This is a genomic window from Pelomonas sp. Root1237, from assembly GCF_001425055.1.
Classification (GTDB): domain Bacteria; phylum Pseudomonadota; class Gammaproteobacteria; order Burkholderiales; family Burkholderiaceae_C; genus Pelomonas.
Map to the genome: position 1 here is coordinate 258,876 of NZ_LMDK01000012.1, position 19,107 is coordinate 277,982.

Consider the following 19,107-nt stretch of genomic DNA (forward strand, 5'->3'; position numbering starts at 1 on the left):
GCTCAGCCCCCTTGAGGGGGAGGCGCAAAGCGCCTCCGGGGGTGAGTCAATCAGTCGCGCTCGCCGCCGAAGATGCCGAGCAGCGACAGCAGGCTCTGGAACACGTTGTAGAGGTCCAGGTAGATGGCCAGCGTGGCGGAGATGTAGTTGGTCTCGCCGCCGTCAATGACGCGCTTGATGTCATACAGCAGGAAGGCCGAGAACACGCCCAGCATCAGCACCAGGATGGTCAGCATCAGCGCTGACGACTGCAGGAAGATGTTGGCGATGCCGGCGACCATCAGCACGATCGCGCCAACGACCAGGAATTTGCCCATGGACGACAGGTCGCGCTTGATGATGGTGGACAGGCTGGCCATCGCGAAGAAGATCGCTGCCGTGCCGCCGAAGGCCGTCATGATCAAGCTGGAACCGTTGCGGTAGCCCAGCACCTGTGCAATCAGCCGCGACAGCATCAGGCCCATGAAGAAGGTGAAGCCCAGCAGGGCTGCGACGCCCATGCTGCTGTTCTTGGTCTTTTCGACGACGAACATCAGGCCGAAGGCGCCGATGAAGAAGACCAGCGTGCTGATGCCGAAGCCCATCTTGGCCATGAAGCCGGTGGATACGCCGATCCAGGCACCCAGCACCGTAGGCACCAGCGACAGGGCGAGCAGCCAATAGGTGTTGCGCAGTACGCGCTGCCGGTCAACAGCCAGGCCGTTGCCGGCATGGCCGTAAGAGGTTTGCAGACTGTCGTTCATGACGATGCTCCGGAGGCAAAAGGACCGAGGGAATTCTAGGCTCCCGCTGGGCCGCTACATTGGGGTCTATCCCCCGGAAAGCAAGACCATGAAACAGCAATCTCAACTCGAACTCGCAGACGTCAAGCGCATCGCCGCCGCAGCGGAGGCCCATGCAGTCAGCAAGGGCTGGGCGGTGTCCATCGCCATCGTCGACGCCGGCGGCCACCTGCTGTGGCTGCAACGCCTGGATGGCGCCGCGCCCAGCTCGGCGATGTTTGCGCCGGCCAAGGCGCACACGTCGGCCTTGGGCCGGCGCGAATCCAAGATTTACGAGGACATGATCAACGGCGGGCGGCAGTCCTTCCTCAGCGTGCCCGGCATGCACGGCCTGCTGGAGGGCGGCGTGCCCATCCTCGTTGACGGGCAGTGCGTGGGCGCCGTCGGCGTCAGCGGTGTGAAGTCCAGCGAGGATGCCGAGATCGCCAAGGCTGGTATTTCGGCACTCTGAAGCGGCACTTCGAGGCGCCACGAAGCCGTCGCAAGGCGGTCGCGAAGCCTCCGTACTAACCCCAGTCGGCTATACTCGATGGGTTTACCTGAACCCACTTGCTGCCCGGCGAAAACCTTGTTGGTTTCCTCAAATTGACCCGTCTTCGGCCGGGTTGATGCTGGGCACGCGCCCCATTTGCGGAGACCCTTGTGCTGACCGACCTGCTTCATCCCCCTCAAGCAATTCTGGCTCTGGCGGATGGGACGGTGTTCCGAGGCCAATCCATCGGCGCAACGGGCCAGACGGTCGGCGAAGTGGTGTTCAACACCGCGCTGTCCGGCTACCAGGAAATCCTCACCGACCCCAGCTACTGCAAGCAGATCGTCACGCTGACGTATCCGCACATCGGCAGCTACGGCGTCAGCGATGAAGACGTCGAGGCCGCCAAGGTGCATGCCGCCGGCCTCGTCATCAAGGACCTGCCGCTGCGCGCCTCCAACTTCCGCTCGGGCCGCACGCTTGACCAGTACCTGCGCGACGAAGGTACCGTGGCCATTGCCGGCCTTGACACCCGCCGCCTGACCCGCGTGCTGCGCACCAACGGCGCACAGAACGGCTGCATCCTGGCATTGGCCGCCGGTGAAGCGCTGACGCAAGCGCATATCGACTCCGCGGTGGCCGCCGCCAAGGCCGCACCGTCGATGTCCGGCCTGGACCTGGCCAAGGTCGTCAGCCGCACCGAGAACGAAACCTGGACGCAGACCGAGTGGAAGCTCGGCAGCGGCTACGGCACGCAGACCGCACCGAAGTTTCACGTCGTCGCCTACGACTTCGGCGTCAAGCTCAACATCCTGCGCATGCTGGCCGAGCGCGGCTGCAAGGTCACCGTCGTGCCGGCTCAGACGCCCGCCAGCGCCGTATTCGACCTGGAGCCGGACGGCGTCTTCCTGTCCAACGGCCCTGGCGACCCGGAGCCTTGCGACTACGCGATCAAGGCCACGGCGCAGCTGATCGAATCCGGCATCCCCGTCTTCGGCATCTGCCTGGGCCACCAGATCCTGGCGCTGGCCAGCGGTGCCAAGACCTTCAAGATGAAGTTCGGCCACCACGGCGCCAACCACCCGGTCAAGGACCTGGACAGCGGCCGCGTCGGCATCACCAGCCAGAACCACGGTTTCGCGGTCGACCCCGACACGCTGCCGGCCAATCTGCGCGCCACGCACGTGAGCCTGTTCGATGGCACGCTGCAGGGCATCGCCCGCATCGACAAGCCGGCCTTCAGCTTCCAGGGCCACCCTGAAGCCAGCCCCGGCCCGCACGACATCGCCTATCTGTTCGACCGTTTCATTGGCTTGATGAACAAAGCCTGAGGAGCCCCCCATGTTCGGCATCACCGACCTCGGCACCTTCCTCGCGGCGGCGACCTTCATCATCCTGCTGCCCGGGCCCAACTCGATCTACGTGCTGTCCGTTGCTGCTCAGCGCGGCGTGCGTACCGGCTATGGGGCGGCCTGCGGTGTGTTCGTTGGCGACACGCTGCTGATGACTGCGGCTGCCGCTGGCGGCGCGTCGCTGCTGATGGCCAGCCCGCAGATCTTCTTTGTCGTGAAGATGGTCGGCGCGATCTACCTCGGCTGGATCGGCATTCAGCTGCTGCGCGGCGCGATGCGCACGTGGCGCGGTGAGGCCAGCACGGACGAGGCGCCGCGCCTCGTCGACGCGAGCCAGCCGTTCAAGAAGGCCCTGGTCGTCAGCCTGCTGAACCCCAAGGCCATCGCCTTCCTGCTGTCCTTCTTCATCCAGTTCGTCGACCCGGCCTATCCGCATCCGGCGCTGACCTTCCTGATCCTGGGAAGCATCATCCAGGTGCTGAGTTTCATCTATCTCTCGACGCTGATCTTTGCCGGCGCCCGCCTGGCCGCCGCCTTCCGCGCGCGCCGCCGGCTGTCCAGCACTGCCAACGCCAGCGTCGGCGCACTTTTCGTTGGGTTCGGGGCCAAGCTGGCCACGGCCACTCTCTAAGCAGACCGCCATGCCGAAACGTACAGACCTAAAAACCATCCTCATCATCGGCGCGGGTCCGATCATCATTGGCCAGGCCTGCGAGTTCGACTACTCGGGCGCCCAGGCCTGCAAGGCGCTGCGCGAGGAGGGCTACAAGGTCGTCCTGGTCAACAGCAACCCCGCGACGATCATGACGGACCCGGACACGGCGGACGTCACCTACATCGAGCCCATCACCTGGCAGGTGGTCGAGAAGATCATCGCCAAGGAGCGGCCGGATGCCGTGCTGCCGACCATGGGCGGCCAGACGGCGCTGAACTGCGCGCTGGACCTGCACAAGCACGGCGTGCTGGCCAAGTACAACGTCGAGATGATCGGCGCCAACGAGCATGCCATCGAGAAGGCCGAGGACCGCCTCAAGTTCAAGGACGCGATGACCAAGATCGGCCTGGGCTCGGCCCGGTCCGGCATCGCGCACTCGCTGGAAGAAGCCTGGGCCGTGCAGAAGCGCATCCACGCCGAGATCGGTGGCGCGGGTTTCCCGATGGTCATCCGCCCCAGCTTCACGCTCGGCGGCTCGGGCGGCGGCATCGCCTACAACCCGGAAGAGTTCGAGACCATCTGCAAGCGTGGCCTGGACCTCTCGCCGACCAACGAACTGCTCATCGAAGAGAGCCTGATCGGCTGGAAGGAGTACGAGATGGAGGTCGTCCGCGACAAGGCGGACAACTGCATCATCGTCTGCTCCATCGAGAACCTCGACCCGATGGGCATCCACACCGGCGACTCCATCACCGTGGCGCCGAGCCAGACGCTGTCGGACAAGGAATACCAGCTGCTGCGCAACGCCAGCATCGCCATCCTGCGCGAGATTGGCGTGGACACCGGCGGCTCCAACGTGCAGTTCTCCATCAACCCGAAGGACGGCCGCATGGTCGTCATCGAGATGAACCCGCGCGTGTCGCGCTCCTCGGCGCTGGCCTCCAAGGCAACGGGTTTCCCCATCGCCAAGATCGCCGCCAAGCTGGCAGTCGGCTACACGCTGGACGAGCTGAAAAACGACATCACCGGCGGCATCACGCCGGCGTCGTTCGAGCCCAGCATCGATTACGTCGTCGCCAAGATCCCGCGCTTCGCCTTCGAAAAGTTCCCGATGGCCGACTCGCGGCTGACGACGCAGATGAAGTCCGTCGGCGAAGTGATGGCCATGGGCCGAACCTTCCAGGAATCCTTCCAGAAGGCGCTGCGCGGCCTGGAGACCGGCATCGACGGCCTGACCGAGCGCTCGGCCGATCGTGAAGAGATCGTGCAGGAGATCGGCGAAGCCGGCCCCGAGCGCATCCTGTTCTTGGCCGACGCCTTCCGCATCGGCATGACGCTGGACGAGATCTATGAAGAGACTGCGGTGGACCCGTGGTTCCTCGCGCAGATCGAGCAACTCGTGCAGATCGAAGGCGAGCTGAAGGGCCGGGCGATCGAGTCCATCACAGAGGCAGAGCTGCGCCTGCTCAAGAGCAAGGGCTTCTCGGACAAGCGCCTGGCCAAGTTGCTGGGCACGCACCAGCACGCCGTGCGCGAACGCCGCCACGCGCTGAAGGTGCGCCCGGTCTACAAGCGTGTGGACACCTGCGCGGCCGAGTTCGCCACGCAGACGGCGTACATGTACTCGACCTACGAAGGCGCCGACGCCGAGTGCGAGGCCAACCCGACGGACAAGAAGAAGATCATGGTGCTGGGCGGTGGCCCGAACCGCATCGGCCAGGGCATCGAGTTCGACTACTGCTGCGTTCACGCCGCGCTCGCGATGCGCGAGGACGGCTACGAGACCATCATGGTCAACTGCAATCCCGAGACCGTCTCGACCGACTACGACACGTCGGATCGCCTCTATTTCGAGTCGGTCACGCTGGAAGACGTGCTGGAGATCGTCGACAAGGAAAAGCCGGTCGGCGTCATCGTGCAGTACGGCGGCCAGACGCCGCTGAAGCTCGCACTTGATCTGGAGCGTGCCGGCGTGCCCATCATTGGCACGACGCCCGATTCCATCGACATCGCCGAGGATCGCGAGCGCTTCCAGAAGCTGCTGCACGAGCTGGGCCTGCGCCAGCCACCCAACCGCACTGCACGCAATGAAGATCAGGCCGTGGCGCTGGCCAACGAGATCGGCTACCCGCTGGTCGTGCGCCCGAGCTATGTGCTGGGCGGCCGTGCGATGGAGATCGTGCACGGCGACAAGGACCTGGAGCGCTATATGCGCGAAGCCGTGCGCGTGTCCGAGAAGTCGCCCGTGCTGCTGGACCGCTTCCTGGAAGACGCCGTCGAGGTTGACGTCGATTGCATCGCCGACGCTGCGGGCGACGTGATGATCGGCGGCATCATGGAGCACATCGAGGCGGCCGGCATCCACAGCGGCGACTCGGCCTGCTCGCTGCCGCCGTACACGCTGGCTGCAGACCTGCAGGATGAGCTGCGCCGCCAGACGGCTGCGATGGCCAAGGCGCTGAAGGTCATCGGCCTGATGAACGTGCAGTTCGCCATCCAGGGCGACGTGACCGCAGGCCTCGCCGCCTGCACGGTCTACGTGCTGGAAGTGAACCCGCGCGCCTCGCGCACCGTGCCCTACGTGTCCAAGGCCACCGGTCAGCAGCTCGCCAAGATCGCTGCGCGCTGCATGGCCGGCCAGAAGCTTGTCGACCAGCGCGACCGCAAGGGTCGCGTGCCGGCCGAGGTCATCCCGCCTTACTTCAGCGTCAAGGAAGCCGTCTTCCCGTTCAACAAATTCCCGGGCGTGGACCCCATCCTCAGCCCCGAGATGCGTTCGACCGGCGAAGTGATGGGCGCAGCCAAGACTTTCGGGGAGGCGATGCTGAAGAGCCAGATCGGCGCCGGCTCGCGCCTGCCGCGCCAGGGCAACGTGCTGATCACGGTCAAGAACAGCGACAAGGCCCGCGCCATCGCCATCGCCAAGGATTTGCATGCGCTGGGCTTCGGCATCGTCGCGACGCGCGGCACGGCGGCTGCGATCACCGAGGCCGGCGTGCCGGTCAAGCTGATCAACAAGATCAAGGACGGCCGCCCGCACATCGTCGACGCGCTCAAGGGAGGCGACATCCAGCTCGTCTTCACGACGGTCGACGAGACCCGCACGGCGATCGCTGACAGCCGCTACATCCGCCAGGCGGCTCTGGCCAACCGCGTGACCTATTACACGACCATGGCCGGTTGTGAAGCCGCGGTCGAAGGCATGAAACACCGTGACGGCCTGACCGTGCAATCCCTGCAGGAACTGCACGCCGAGCTGGCTTAAACTACAGCCCATCGATTCCGCCGCAGCAGCCCGACCGGGCCGCAGCGGCGGAACTCTTTTTGCCCATTGAGTTTTTGCCATGACGACCATTCCCCTGACCAAGCGCGGCGCCGAGTCGCTCAAAGCCGAGCTGCACCGACTCAAGACCGTCGAACGTCATGCCGTCGTCCAGGCAATTGCCGAAGCGCGTGCCCAGGGTGACCTGAGCGAGAACGCCGAGTACGACGCAGCCAAGGACAAGCAGGGCTTCATCGAAGGCCGCATCCTCGAGATCGAAGGCAAACTCGCGGCGGCGCAGATCATCGATCCCTCGACGCTGGACGCTGGCGGTCGCGTGGTGTTCGGCGCAACGGTGGACCTGGAAGAAGAAGCCAGCGGCACCGAAGTGACCTACCAGATCACAGGTGACGACGAGGCCGACATCAAGCATGGCCGCATCTCGGTCGGCTCGCCGATCGCCCGCGCCCTGATCGGCAAGGAGGCCGGTGATGTCGCCGAAGTGCAGGCCCCCGGCGGCATCAAGCGCTACGAAATCGTCGAAGTGCGCTACGAGTGATGTTCGCTCGGCTCCAAGCCCTGCTGGCCGCCCTCTGGGGCGGCTTTTTGCTGTGTGTGGCCTTCGCTGCGGCGCCCAGCGCCTTCGCGGTGTTGGAGCGCGCCCAGGCCGGTGCTTTCGTCGCACGCGTGTTTGCGATCGAGGCGCAGGTCAGCCTGGCGTTGGGGCTGGTGCTGATGATGATCGAGCGACGCATCGCCCGTGACACCTTGGAGGGCGGGGGCGTCAGCCAACAGTTTTCAGCCCGGCTCTTGCTGCCGGTCGTGGCCCTGTTCTGCACGATTGCCGGCTACTACGGCCTGCAACCGCTGATGGCAGACGCGAAGGCCGGCGCCGGGGTCGCATCCTTCGCGGCGCTGCATGGTGCTTCGCTCGCGTTCTTCGGCGTGAAGGGCCTGGCGGTGCTGGCCCTGGCCTGGATCAGTCCGCGACGTTCTTCTTGACGCTGGTCATGCGGCGCTTGGCGCGCTTGAGTTCGCCACCCTGGGCGACGCGCTGGTTGCCCAGCACCTTGAGTTTGGTGACCTGGGGCCGACCATTGCCGCTCTTGGAGAATTTGACGATCTTGACCACGCGCGGGCCGGGCCGGGCGTCGGTGCGCTCGGCGGCTGCCTTCTCCGGAATCGGCCGCCACAGCACCAGCAGCTTGCCGATGTGCTGGATGGGCGCGGCGTTCAGCTCGTCGCAGAGCTGGGCGAACATGGCTTCGCGCGCAGCGCGGTCGTCGCCCAGCACCCGCACCTTGATCAGGCCATGAGCCTTCAGCGCCAGGTCCACTTCCTTCACGACGGCGGGGGTCAGGCCATCGCCGCCGATCATCACGACCGGGTCGAGATGGTGGGCGTCGGAGCGTTTGTCCTTGCGCTGGGCAGGGGTCAGGATGATTTGAGGCATCCCCGTATTATCCCGTAGGCATGAAAACTCAAACCAAAAGCAAGAAGCTCAACAAGGCGTGGTTGAACAACCATGTCTCGGATCCCTATGTGCAGCAGGCGCAGAAGGACGGCTACCGCTCGCGCGCGGCCTACAAGCTCAAGGAAATCGACGAGGAACTGAAGCTGATCCGCCCGGGCCAGATCGTCGTCGACCTGGGTGCCACGCCCGGTGCCTGGAGCCAATATCTGCGCCGCCGGTTCGCGCCCACGGAGGCGGGGCGGGGCGGGGCGGCGGTGGGGCAGCTCAACGGCAGCATCATTGCGCTGGACGTGCTGGAGTTCGAACCCATCGAGGGCGTGCAGTTCATTCAGGGCGATTTTCAGGAGGACGCGGTGCTGGCAGAGCTGGAGGCGGCTCTGGCCGGCCGTCCGGTGGACGTCGTCGTGTCGGACATGGCGCCCAATATGTCGGGTATTGCGTCCACCGATGCCGCCCGCATCTCCGGCCTGGTCGAGCTGGCCGTCGATTTCGCCAGCAGCCACCTCAAGCCCGAGGGCGCGCTGGTGGCCAAGGTCTTCCATGGCAGCGGCTACGACGAGCTCGTGAACCTCTTCAAAACACATTTCAAGGTCTTCAAGGTCGTGAAGCCCAAAGCCTCCCGCATCCGCTCTTCCGAGACATTCTTGGTGGGCATGGGACTGAAAAACCGCTGATTACAGGGGTAGGCCCCTTGCCGCCCCTAAAATCGCCCCCACTGTCCTGAAACCCGCGCTGGGCCATCAGGGCCAAGGAGTCGCAGTGAACAATCAATGGTTTTCGAAGTTCGCCGTCTGGATCGTGATCGCGCTGGTGCTGTTCACGGTCGTCAAGCAGTTCGGCGGCACCACGGCACCCGGTAAGCAGGTGACCTATTCCGAGTTCCTGGATCTCGTCCAGGCGCGCCGGATCAAATCCGCGACGCTGCCCGACGGCATCACCGGTGACATCTACGCCGAAGACACCGAAGGCAACAAGCTGCGCACGCTGGCCACCTACCAGGATCGTGGCCTGGTCGGCGACCTGCGCAACAACGGCGTCAAGTTCGACATCAAGCCGCGTGAAGAGCAGAGCTTCCTGGTCAGCATGCTGATCAACTGGACGCCGATGCTGCTGCTGATCGGTGTCTGGGTCTACTTCATGCGCCAGATGCAGGGTGGCGGCAAGGGCGGGGCATTCAGCTTCGGCAAATCCAAGGCCCGCATGCTGGACGAGGCCAACAACACCGTCACCTTCGCCGACGTCGCTGGTTGCGATGAAGCCAAGGAAGAGGTCAAGGAACTGGTCGACTTCCTGAAGGATCCGCAGAAATTCCAGAAGCTCGGTGGCCGTATCCCGCGTGGTGTGTTGCTGGTCGGCCCTCCGGGTACCGGCAAGACGCTGCTGGCCAAGTCCATCGCCGGTGAAGCCAAGGTGCCCTTCTTCACGATCTCGGGCTCCGACTTCGTCGAGATGTTCGTCGGCGTTGGCGCGGCCCGCGTGCGAGACATGTTCGAGCAGGCCAAGAAGAGCGCGCCCTGCATCATCTTCATCGACGAAATCGACGCCGTCGGCCGCCATCGCGGCGCAGGCCTGGGCGGTGGCAATGATGAGCGCGAGCAGACGCTGAACCAGATGCTGGTCGAGATGGATGGCTTTGAGACCAATCTCGGCGTCATCGTCATCGCCGCCACCAACCGACCCGACATCCTCGACCCCGCGCTGCTGCGCCCCGGCCGCTTCGACCGCCAGGTCTATGTCACGCTGCCGGACATCCGCGGCCGCGAGCAGATCCTGAACGTGCACATGCGCAAGGTGCCTATCGGCCAGGACGTCAACGCGTCCATCCTCGCCCGCGGCACGCCTGGCATGAGCGGTGCCGACCTGGCCAACCTCGTCAACGAGGCTGCCCTGTTCGCCGCGCGCCGCAATGGTCGCCTGGTGGAAATGATCGACTTCGAGCGCGCCAAGGACAAGCTCTACATGGGCCCCGAGCGCAAGAGCATGGTCATGACCGAGGACGAGAAGCGCGCCACGGCGTACCACGAGTCTGGTCACGCCGTCGTCGCCGAGTTGCTGCCCGGCACAGACCCGGTTCACAAGGTCACCATCATGCCGCGCGGGCGCGCCCTGGGCGTGACCTGGCAGCTGCCTGAGCGTGACCAGCACAGCCTGTACTTCAAGCAGATGCTCAACAGCATCAGCATCATGTTCGGCGGCCGCATTGCCGAGGACCTGTTCGTCCACGACATCTCGACCGGTGCATCCAACGACTACGAACGCGCCACCCGCATGGCCCGCGACATGGTGACGCGCTACGGCATGAGCGAGGTGCTCGGCCCGATGGTCTATGCCGAGAACGAGGGCGAAGTCTTCCTCGGCCGCAGCATGACCAAGACGGCCAACATCAGCGAGAGCACGCAGCAGAAGGTCGACGGCGAGATCCGCCGCATCCTCGACCAGCAGTACGCCGTCGCGCAGAAGATCCTCGAGGACAACCGCGACAAGGTCGAGACCATGACCGAGGCGCTGATGAAGTGGGAAACCATCGACCGCGACCAGATCCTGGACATCATGGCCGGCCGCCCCCCGCGCGCGCCTGACGACAAGCCGACCCCGAGCGGCCCGACCGGTGGTGGCACGCCGCCGGTCAGCACCGACGGCGCCCCCGCCGCGGCCTGATCCCCACCCCAACGACGGGCCCGGCTTCCACCGGGCCCGTTTTCCATTCCGAGCCGCCCATGCATTGGCAGACCCGCCGCTTCCGCCTTGATTTGAGCCACCCGCGCGTGATGGGCATCGTCAACGTGACGCCGGATTCCTTTTCCGACGGTGGCCGGCATGACGACACCCGGACCGCCATCGCGCACTGCGAGCGCCTGGTGGCAGAAGGCGCCGACATCCTGGACATCGGTGGCGAGTCCACCCGCCCCGGCGCGCCGCGCGTCGATGCCGGCAGCGAATGGGCGCGTATCGACAAGGTGCTGGCCGCGGCGGTCACGTTAGGCGTTCCCGTTTCGGTCGACACCTACAAGCCAGACGTGATGCGCCGCGCGCTGGATGCCGGTGCGGACATCGTCAACGACGTGCAGGCCCTGCAACTGCCCGGCGCGCTGGCGGCTGTGGCCGGCAGCGGTGCGGGTGTCTGCCTGATGCACATGCGCGGCGAGCCGGCGTCGATGATGGAGCTGGCGGTCTACGGCGATGTGGTGGCCGAGGTCGGCGCCTTTCTCGCCCAACGCGCGCAAGCTGCGCGAGATTCGGGCATCCCGGCTGATGCCGTCGCGCTGGATCCGGGTTATGGCTTTGCCAAGAGCGCCGAGCACAACCTCCAGCTGCTGGCCGGGCAGCAACGCCTGGCCGGGCTGGGCTATCCGCTGCTGGTGGGCTGGTCGCGCAAGCGCACACTGGGCGACATCACCGGTCGGCCGGTGGACCAGCGCCTGCCGGCCAGCCTGGCCGCCGCGCTGCGGGCCGTCAGCGCAGGCGCGAACGTGATTCGTGTGCACGATGTCGCCGCCACCGTGGACGCGCTCAAGGTCTGGGCCGCGGTCGATGCGGCGACAATCCCTGCCACGAAATAAGAAGGAAGAGCTCGATGGCCCGCAAGTATTTTGGAACCGACGGCATTCGGGGCACGGTGGGCCAGGACCCGATCACGCCGGACTTCATGCTGCGCCTGGGCCATGCCGTCGGTCGCGTGCTGCGCAAGACGGACGAGCGGCCCACGGTGCTGATCGGCAAGGACACGCGCATCTCGGGCTACATGATCGAGTCCGCACTGGAGGCCGGCTTTGCCTCGGCCGGCGTGAATGTGCTGCTGACCGGCCCGCTGCCGACCCCGGGTGTGGCCTACCTGACGCGCGCACTGCGCCTGGATCTCGGCGTCGTCATCAGCGCCTCGCACAACCCGTTTGCCGACAACGGCATCAAGTTCTTCTCGGCCAAGGGCGAGAAGCTGCCCGATGCCTGGGAGCTGGCCGTCGAAGCCTCGCTGGAAGAGGCGCCGCAGTGGGTGGATTCGGCCAACCTCGGTCGTGCCAAGCGCCTGGAAGATGCGCGCGGTCGCTACATCGAGTTCTGCAAGAACAGTTTCGGCTCGGACCTGACGCTCAAGGGGCTGAAGATCGTCGTCGACGCGGCCCACGGCGCGGCCTATCACGTCGCGCCCGATGTCTTCCATGAGCTGGGCGCAGAGGTCATCTCGATCGGCTGCAAGCCCGACGGCTTCAACATCAATGCCGGCTTCGGCGCGACAGCGCCCGGGGCCCTTGTCGAGGCTGTCAAGGCCAACGGCGCTCATTACGGCGTGGCGCTGGACGGCGACGCCGACCGGCTGCAGCTGGTGGACGCCAACGGTCGCCTCTACAACGGTGACGAACTGCTCTACGTGATGGTGGCCGACCGCCTCGCCCAAGGGCTGCGCGTGCCGGGCGCCGTCGGTACGCTGATGACCAATATGGCCGTCGAGCTGGCGCTGCGTTCGCGCGACGTCGAGTTCGTGCGCGCCAAGGTCGGCGACCGCTATGTACTGGAAGAGTTGGCCGCGCGCGGCTGGCAGCTGGGCGGCGAGGGCTCTGGCCACCTGCTGGCGCTGGACAAGCACACCACGGGCGACGGCATCGTCAGCGCGCTGCTGGTGCTGCAGGCCGTCTGCCGCAGCGGACGCGGCCTGGCGGAGCAGTTGCAAGGCGTGGACCTGTTCCCGCAGACCTTGATCAACGTGCGCCTGGCCGCCGGCCAGGACTGGAAGAGCAGCACGCGCCTGGCCGACGAGCAGGCGGCGGTGATGGCCGAGCTGGGCAACAAGGGTCGCATCCTGATCCGCGCCTCGGGCACCGAGCCTTTGCTGCGCGTCATGGTCGAGGCCTCGGATGCCACAATCGCCCAGCGCTGTGCCCAGCGCCTGGTGGATGCTGTCTCGTCTTGAAACGGAGCCCCTCGTCCAGTCTCGCGCTGCTGAACGCATGCGTGCCTGACCGGTCCCCCAAGGGGACGGCGATGCTTGCCGGATCGACCGGCAAGCACATCGCCAGATGCGGGCCGGCTCGGGAGCGGCCCAGCGCTCGGCCCACAAAAAGGCCGCCCTGTGGCGGCCTTCTGCTTGCTGGAGCCTGATTTACTTCTTCGGCGGCATCAGCACGCGGTCGACCACGTGGGCCACGCCATTGGTCGCGACGATGTCGGCCTGCTGCACGACGGCATCGTCCACCGTGACGAAGCTGCCAGCCTTGGCCAGGGCCAGCGTGGCGCCTTGGTGGGTCTTGGCGGTGCCCGGCTTCACATCGGCGGCCGCAACACGGCCATCGATGACGTGATAGCCCAGCACGGCCTTGAGCTGGGCCGGGTCAGCGGCCAGCGCTTCCATCGTCTTGGCCGGCACAGCCTTGAAGGCGTCGTCGCTGGGCGCGAAGACGGTCAGCGGACCGGCGGCACGCAGTTCGTCGGCGAGGCCGGCCTGGGCGACCAGGCGGTTGAAGGTGCTGAGCTGAGGGTCGCGGGCCAGCATCTCGGCCAGCGGCGCCGGCGCGGGGGTGGTGGCGCAGGCGACCAGCCATGCGCTGGCGGTCAACGCGATCAGGGATGTGCGACGGGTCATTTCGGAAGCTCCGTTTGTGTCTGGAAACGATAGGCCGGCACTCTAGAAGCGCTATATGACGCTCGCGTGAATCGAAAATGACAGTGTCACAAAGCGGTTCAGGCGGCTTCCCAGCCGGGCTTTGACGCGCTCCAATGGCCGGATCGATGACTGGGCAGTCACTCAATCGTCACATTCGATCCCTAGGATGCCGGTCATCGTCAAACCCGCCCTGCGGAAGGTGTCTCAGATGAAATTTGTCCAGGTCAGCAAGTCGCTCGCGATCGTCGTGAGTTTGTTCGGTGCCCAGGCGGCCCTTGCCCAGGACGTGACCGGCGCCGGCGCCACCTTTCCGGCGCCCATCTATGCCAAGTGGGCCGATGCCTACAACAAGGCCAGCGGCGCCCGCATCAACTACCAGTCGGTCGGCTCGGGTGCCGGCATCCGCCAGATCAAGGCCAAGACGGTCGACTTCGGCGCTTCCGACATGCCGCTGAAGGACGAGGAACTGGCCAAGGACGGCCTGCTGCAATTCCCCATGGTCATTGGTGGCGTCGTTCCCGTCGTCAACATCAAGGGCATCGCCCCGGGCCAGATCAAGCTGACCGGCGCCGTGCTGGCTGACATCTACCTCGGCAAAATCACCAAGTGGAACGACGCGGCCTTGACCGCGCTGAACCCAGGTGTCGCCTTGCCGGACGCCACCATCGCCCCCGTGGCGCGCGCCGACGGTTCGGGCACGACCTTCATCTTCACCAACTACCTGTCCAAGGTCAGCGAGGACTGGAAGAGCAAGGTCGGCGAAGGCACGACGGTCAAATGGCTGGCCGGTACGGCCGGCAAGGGCAACGAGGGCGTCGCCGCCTTCGTGCAGCGCCTGCCCAACTCCATCGGCTACGTCGAGTACGCCTATGTGAAGCAGAACAAGATGACCTACGTCCAGCTGAAGAACAAGGACGGCCAGTGGGTCAACCCGAGCGACGACGCCTTCAAGGCCGCCGCGGCCGGCGCCGACTGGAACAAGACCTTCTACCAGATCACGACCGACCAACCGGGCAAGACTGCCTGGCCGCTGACCAACCCGACCTACATCCTGATGTTCAAGTCGCAGGACAAGGCGGCGCAAGCCGGTGCCGCGCTGAAGTTCTTCGAATGGGCCTATGGCAACGGCGACAAGATGGCCGACGACCTCGACTACGTGCCGCTGCCTGCCGCCGTGAAGGATCTGGTGCGCAAGCAGTGGGGCGAGATCAAGGACACGTCCGGCAAGGCGGTGGCCTACAAGTGATGCCCAGGCGCTGAACCTGGCCCGGCCTCGCCGGGCTTCGTTACATCAGGCGCCTTTTCTCTCTCAGACCCCAGGAGGTTCCTTGGCAGCCATCCTTCCAGCCGGCAACGCAGGCGCTGATCGAAGCGAACGTCGCTCGCATACTTCACCGATGGAACCCAAACCCCAGCGCCGCCGCGTCGCTCCCTGGGCTGACGCGCTGTTCGCGGCCCTGTCGCAGGGTGCAGCGTGGCTGACGCTGCTGTTGATGGTCGGCATCATCGGTTCCCTCATCGTTACAGCGGCACCGGCCCTCAAGGCCTTCGGACTAGGCTTCCTGACCAGCACGGAATGGGACCCGGTGCAGGAGAAGTTCGGCGGCCTGGTCATGATCTACGGCACGCTGGCCACATCGTTCATCGCCCTCGTCATCGCCGTGCCGGTCAGCTTTGGCATCGCCATCTTCCTGACCGAGCTGTCGCCCAGCTGGTTGAAGCGCCCCCTGGGCATCGCCATTGAGCTGCTGGCCGCCGTACCCTCCATCGTCTACGGCATGTGGGGCCTGCTGGTGTTTGGCCCCATCCTCGCCACCTTCGTACAGGAGCCGCTGCAGGCAGTGTTCGCCGGTGTGCCCTTCATCGGCTCGTTGTTCACGGGCCCGCCGGTGGGCATTGGCATCCTGTCGGCCGGCATCATCCTGGCGATCATGATCATTCCCTTCATCGCCTCGGTGATGCGCGACGTCTTCGAGGTCACGCCGCCGATGTTGAAGGAAAGCGCCTACGGCCTGGGCGCGACGACCTGGGAGGTCGTCTCCCGCGTCGTGCTGCCGTACACCAAGACCGGGGTCGTCGGCGGCGTCATGCTGGGTCTCGGGCGTGCGCTCGGCGAGACGATGGCCGTCACCTTCGTCATCGGCAACATGACCCAGCTGAAATCGCTGTCGGTCTTCGAGGCAGCCAGCAGCATCACGTCGACGCTGGCCAACGAGTTCGCCGAAGCCGGCGAGGGCCTGCATCAGGCTTCTCTGATGTACCTCGGCCTTGTCCTCTTCCTGATCACGTTCGTTGTGTTGTCCATCTCCAAGCTGCTGTTGATGCGACTGAAAAAGAGTGAAGGGACACGCACATGAGCTCTACTCTTGACGCCCGCCGCCGGGCGATGCACCACAAACGCAAACGCACCAATGTCATCGCACTGGCGCTGTCCCTCAGCGCCATGGCTTTCGGCGTGTTCTGGCTGATCTGGATTCTGTTCGAGACCATCTATCTCGGCATCGGCGGCCTCAGCTGGGCGACCTTTTCGCAAATGACGCCGCCGCCGCAGGGCGAGGGCGGCGGCCTTGCGAATGCGCTGTTCGGATCCGTAATCATGGTTTCACTTGCCACGGCGATCGGTACGCCCGTCGGCATCCTGGCCGGCGTCTACCTCGCCGAATACGGCCAGAAGACCTGGCTAGGCAGTGCCGTGCGCTTCATCAACGACATCTTGCTCTCGGCTCCTTCAATCGTGGTCGGCCTGTTCGTCTACGCGATTGTGGTGATCCGCTTCAAGTCCTTCTCCGGCTGGGCGGGTGTCTGTGCCTTGGCCATACTCGTCGTCCCGGTTGTGATCCGCACGACTGAGAACATGCTCAGCCTTGTGCCCAACGCGCTGCGCGAGGCTGCCTATGCGCTTGGCACGCCGAAATGGAAGGTGATCCTGTCGATCACGCTGAAGGCTGCACAGGCAGGCGTGATCACTGGCGTGTTGCTCGCGTTGGCTCGAGTGTCGGGTGAGACCGCGCCCCTGCTCTTTACTGCACTCAACAATCAGTTCTGGTCCACGGACTTGACGCGGCCGATGGCGAATCTGCCGAAGACGATTTACGACTTCGCAATGAACCCCGATCAGAACCGTCAACAGCTGGCCTGGGCCGGCGTCTTCCTGATCACCGTGGGCGTGCTGCTGCTGAACATCCTGGCCCGCGTGCTCTTCAAGAACAAACACTAAGGATCCGATCTCATGGACGCCAAGATCGAAACGCCTGTGGGTGAGCGCGCCAAGCTCTCCGTACGCAACCTGAACTTCTTCTACGGCAGCTTCCATGCGCTGAAGAACATCAACCTCGACATCCCCGAGAAGAAGGTCACCGCCTTCATCGGCCCGTCGGGCTGCGGCAAGAGCACGCTGCTGCGCACGCTGAACCGCATGTTCCAGCTCTACCCCGAGCAACGTGCCGAAGGCCAGATCCTGCTCGACGGCGACGACATCCTGTCCAGCAAGGACGACGTCTCGCTGATCCGCGCCAAGATTGGCATGGTCTTCCAGAAGCCCACGCCCTTCCCGATGTCCATCTACGACAACATCGCCTTCGGCGTGAAGCTGTTCGAGACGCTGCCGCGCGTGGAGATGGACGAGCGCGTGGAGTGGGCGCTGAAGAAGGCCGCCCTCTGGGGTGAGGTGAAGGACAAGCTCAACCAGAGCGGCTCCGGCCTGTCCGGCGGCCAGCAGCAACGCCTGTGCATCGCACGCGGCATTGCCATCAAGCCCGAGGTGCTGCTGCTCGACGAGCCCTGCTCGGCGCTGGACCCGATCTCCACCGGCAAGATCGAGGAGCTCATCCACGAGCTCAAGGCCGACTACACGGTGGCCATCGTGACTCACAACATGCAGCAGGCCGCGCGCTGCTCGGACTACACGGCCTATATGTACCTGGGCGACCTGATCGAATTCGGACCGACCGCTGAGCTCTTCATGAAGCCCAAGCGCAAGGACACCGAGGACTACATCACCGGCCGCTTCGGCTGATCAAGGAGGACGGTATGGTGGACAAACATCTCTCGACCCAGTTCGATGCCGAGCTCAGCGGCATCTCGACCCGCGTGCTCGAAATGGGCGGCCTCGTGGAGGCCCAGGTGGCCCAGGCCGTGCAGGCGCTGGTGGACTTCAGCGCCGCATCGGCCGATGAAGTGCTGACCAAGGAAAGCCGCGTCAACACGATGGAAATCGAGATCGACCGCGATCTCTCGACCATCATCGCGCGCCGCCAGCCGACGGCCCGCGACCTGCGCCTGCTGATCGCCATCAGCAAGAGCATTGCCAACCTCGAGCGCGTCGGCGACGAGGCCGCGCGCATCGCGCGCACCGTGCAGCGCCTGGTGGCCAGCGGCGTGTCGAGCCGCATGCGCTTGCCGATGTCCGACCTGAGCTTCGAAGCCGAGCTCGCCACCACCCAGTTGCGCAAGTCGCTCGACGCCTTTGCGCGCCTGGACGTGGAGCGGGCGCTGGACGTGCTCAAGCACGACGACGAGATCGACAAGGAATTCGACGGCCTGCTGCGCAAGCTCATCACCTACATGATGGAAGACCCGCGCACCATCTCCTCGTCCATCGACCTTGTCTTCGTCGCCAAGGCGATCGAGCGCGTCGGTGACCATGCCAAGAACCTGGCCGAGGTCGTCATCTACGTCGTCAAGGGCCAGGACGTGCGACACAACTCGCCCGAGGCGGTTGAAACGATGGTGCGCTGATCATGAGCCGAGTCCTTGTTGTTGAAGACGAATCGGCGATTGCTGAGCTGATTTCCATCAACCTGCGCCATGCCGGTTTCGAGGTGACGATCGCCGGCAGTGCCACGCAGGCTCAGTACGAAGTGGACCGCGTGCTGCCCGATCTGGTGGTGCTGGACTGGATGCTGCCCGGCCAGAGCGGCGTGGCCCTGGCTCGCCAGTGGCGCGGCGTGGCCCGCACCAAGGAGCTGCCCGTCATCATGCTGACGGCGCGCGCCGAGGAGGGCGACAAGATCGCCGGCCTCGACGCGGGTGCCGACGACTACATCACCAAGCCCTTCTCAACGAATGAGCTGCTGGCGCGCATCCGTGCAGTGCTGCGCCGCAAGGCGCCCGAGGCGCTGGACAGCGCGGTCGAGGTTGGCCCGCTGCTGCTGGACCCGGGCACGCGCCGCGTCAGCCGTGAGGGCAATGAGGTCAAGCTCGGCCCCACTGAATTCCGCCTGCTGCACTTCCTGATGACCCATCCGGAACGTGTGCACAGCCGCTCGCAGCTGCTGGACCGCGTCTGGGGCGACCATGTCTTCATCGAGGAACGCACCATCGACGTCCACGTCAAGCGCCTGCGCGAAGCATTGGAGCGCGTGCAATGCGCGCGCATGATCGAGACCGTCCGCGGTGCCGGTTACCGACTGACCCAACAGAGCAGCGCGCTGTCAGCATGAGCCTCTCGTCCAAGGCATACCTTGGCCGGTCCCCCGAGGGGACGGCGATGCTTGCCGGATTGACCGGCAAGCA

General features: G+C 65.2%; 19 protein-coding genes. 16 read left to right on the plus strand and 3 right to left on the minus strand.

The window, feature by feature from the left end:
* Window positions 1-50: 50 nt before the first annotated feature.
* Window positions 51-743: a Bax inhibitor-1/YccA family protein gene (locus ASC91_RS09095; protein ID WP_056195430.1), complete on the minus strand. Its 693-nt coding sequence runs from the start codon at window positions 741-743 to the stop codon at window positions 51-53.
* A gap of 88 nt (window positions 744-831) precedes the next feature.
* Between ASC91_RS09095 and ASC91_RS09100 the strand changes: the two genes are divergently transcribed.
* The 6 genes from ASC91_RS09100 (at window position 832) to ASC91_RS09125 (ending at window position 7,525) form a co-directional block, all read left to right on the plus strand.
* A complete protein-coding gene (locus tag ASC91_RS09100) occupies window positions 832-1,233 on the plus strand; it encodes a heme-binding protein (RefSeq protein ID WP_056195433.1) in 402 nt (133 codons plus the stop codon).
* Between the two features lie 191 nt (window positions 1,234-1,424).
* Window positions 1,425-2,585, plus strand: coding sequence for a glutamine-hydrolyzing carbamoyl-phosphate synthase small subunit (carA, locus tag ASC91_RS09105; RefSeq protein ID WP_056195435.1), 1,161 nt, complete (start codon window positions 1,425-1,427; stop codon window positions 2,583-2,585).
* Between the two features lie 10 nt (window positions 2,586-2,595).
* Window positions 2,596-3,237, plus strand: a complete 642-nt coding sequence (gene leuE, locus ASC91_RS09110) for a leucine efflux protein LeuE (RefSeq protein ID WP_056195437.1) — start codon at window positions 2,596-2,598, stop codon at window positions 3,235-3,237.
* 10 nt (window positions 3,238-3,247) lie between these two features.
* The gene (gene carB, locus ASC91_RS09115) at window positions 3,248-6,526 is read left to right on the plus strand and encodes a carbamoyl-phosphate synthase large subunit (protein WP_056195440.1); all 3,279 of its coding nucleotides are present in this window, start codon (window positions 3,248-3,250) and stop codon (window positions 6,524-6,526) included.
* A 79-nt stretch (window positions 6,527-6,605) separates the two neighbouring features.
* Window positions 6,606-7,082: a transcription elongation factor GreA gene (gene greA / locus ASC91_RS09120; protein ID WP_056195443.1), complete on the plus strand. Its 477-nt coding sequence runs from the start codon at window positions 6,606-6,608 to the stop codon at window positions 7,080-7,082.
* Window positions 7,082-7,525, plus strand: a complete 444-nt coding sequence (locus ASC91_RS09125) for a DUF4149 domain-containing protein (protein WP_056195445.1) — start codon at window positions 7,082-7,084, stop codon at window positions 7,523-7,525. The genes greA and ASC91_RS09125 overlap by 1 nt, the downstream gene beginning before the upstream one ends.
* On the opposite strand, the gene ASC91_RS09130 is transcribed toward ASC91_RS09125, so the two are convergent.
* Complete coding sequence (locus ASC91_RS09130; protein ID WP_056195448.1) at window positions 7,503-7,976, minus strand: YhbY family RNA-binding protein; 474 nt, start codon at window positions 7,974-7,976, stop codon at window positions 7,503-7,505. The genes ASC91_RS09125 and ASC91_RS09130 overlap by 23 nt on opposite strands.
* Before the next feature lie 20 nt (window positions 7,977-7,996).
* On the opposite strand from ASC91_RS09130, the gene ASC91_RS09135 reads away from it, so the two are divergent.
* The 4 genes from ASC91_RS09135 to glmM all read left to right on the plus strand — a co-directional run bounded on the left by ASC91_RS09135 (window position 7,997) and on the right by glmM (window position 12,903).
* Window positions 7,997-8,671 carry an RlmE family RNA methyltransferase gene (locus tag ASC91_RS09135; protein WP_056195451.1) on the plus strand — a complete coding sequence of 225 codons (675 nt, stop codon included), beginning with the start codon at window positions 7,997-7,999 and terminating at the stop codon, window positions 8,669-8,671.
* Between the two features lie 85 nt (window positions 8,672-8,756).
* Complete coding sequence (gene ftsH / locus ASC91_RS09140; RefSeq protein ID WP_056195454.1) at window positions 8,757-10,655, plus strand: ATP-dependent zinc metalloprotease FtsH; 1,899 nt, start codon at window positions 8,757-8,759, stop codon at window positions 10,653-10,655.
* A 59-nt stretch (window positions 10,656-10,714) separates the two neighbouring features.
* Window positions 10,715-11,557, plus strand: coding sequence for a dihydropteroate synthase (gene folP / locus ASC91_RS09145; RefSeq protein WP_056195457.1), 843 nt, complete (start codon window positions 10,715-10,717; stop codon window positions 11,555-11,557).
* A 14-nt stretch (window positions 11,558-11,571) separates the two neighbouring features.
* Window positions 11,572-12,903: a phosphoglucosamine mutase gene (glmM, locus tag ASC91_RS09150; protein ID WP_056195460.1), complete on the plus strand. Its 1,332-nt coding sequence runs from the start codon at window positions 11,572-11,574 to the stop codon at window positions 12,901-12,903.
* Window positions 12,904-13,092: 189 nt separating this feature from the next.
* Here the strand turns inward: glmM and ASC91_RS09155 are convergent, their stop codons facing one another.
* Window positions 13,093-13,572, minus strand: a complete 480-nt coding sequence (locus ASC91_RS09155) for a fasciclin domain-containing protein (protein WP_056195463.1) — start codon at window positions 13,570-13,572, stop codon at window positions 13,093-13,095.
* A gap of 229 nt (window positions 13,573-13,801) precedes the next feature.
* Here ASC91_RS09155 and pstS point away from each other — a divergent pair, with 229 nt between their 5' ends.
* From pstS to phoB, 6 genes are all read left to right on the plus strand, one after another.
* Complete coding sequence (gene pstS, locus ASC91_RS09160; protein ID WP_056197163.1) at window positions 13,802-14,839, plus strand: phosphate ABC transporter substrate-binding protein PstS; 1,038 nt, start codon at window positions 13,802-13,804, stop codon at window positions 14,837-14,839.
* Window positions 14,840-14,990: 151 nt separating this feature from the next.
* Complete coding sequence (gene pstC / locus ASC91_RS09165; RefSeq protein ID WP_157281379.1) at window positions 14,991-15,950, plus strand: phosphate ABC transporter permease subunit PstC; 960 nt, start codon at window positions 14,991-14,993, stop codon at window positions 15,948-15,950.
* Complete coding sequence (pstA, locus tag ASC91_RS09170) at window positions 15,947-16,810, plus strand: phosphate ABC transporter permease PstA (protein ID WP_056195469.1); 864 nt, start codon at window positions 15,947-15,949, stop codon at window positions 16,808-16,810. The genes pstC and pstA overlap by 4 nt, the downstream gene beginning before the upstream one ends.
* Window positions 16,811-16,822: 12 nt before the next feature.
* Entirely contained in the window at window positions 16,823-17,608 is a 786-nt protein-coding gene (gene pstB / locus ASC91_RS09175) for a phosphate ABC transporter ATP-binding protein PstB (protein ID WP_056195472.1), read from the plus strand.
* Between the two features lie 14 nt (window positions 17,609-17,622).
* Window positions 17,623-18,330, plus strand: coding sequence for a phosphate signaling complex protein PhoU (gene phoU / locus ASC91_RS09180; protein WP_056195475.1), 708 nt, complete (start codon window positions 17,623-17,625; stop codon window positions 18,328-18,330).
* A 2-nt stretch (window positions 18,331-18,332) separates the two neighbouring features.
* Window positions 18,333-19,034, plus strand: coding sequence for a phosphate regulon transcriptional regulator PhoB (gene phoB, locus ASC91_RS09185; protein WP_056195477.1), 702 nt, complete (start codon window positions 18,333-18,335; stop codon window positions 19,032-19,034).
* Window positions 19,035-19,107: the final 73 nt, after the last annotated feature.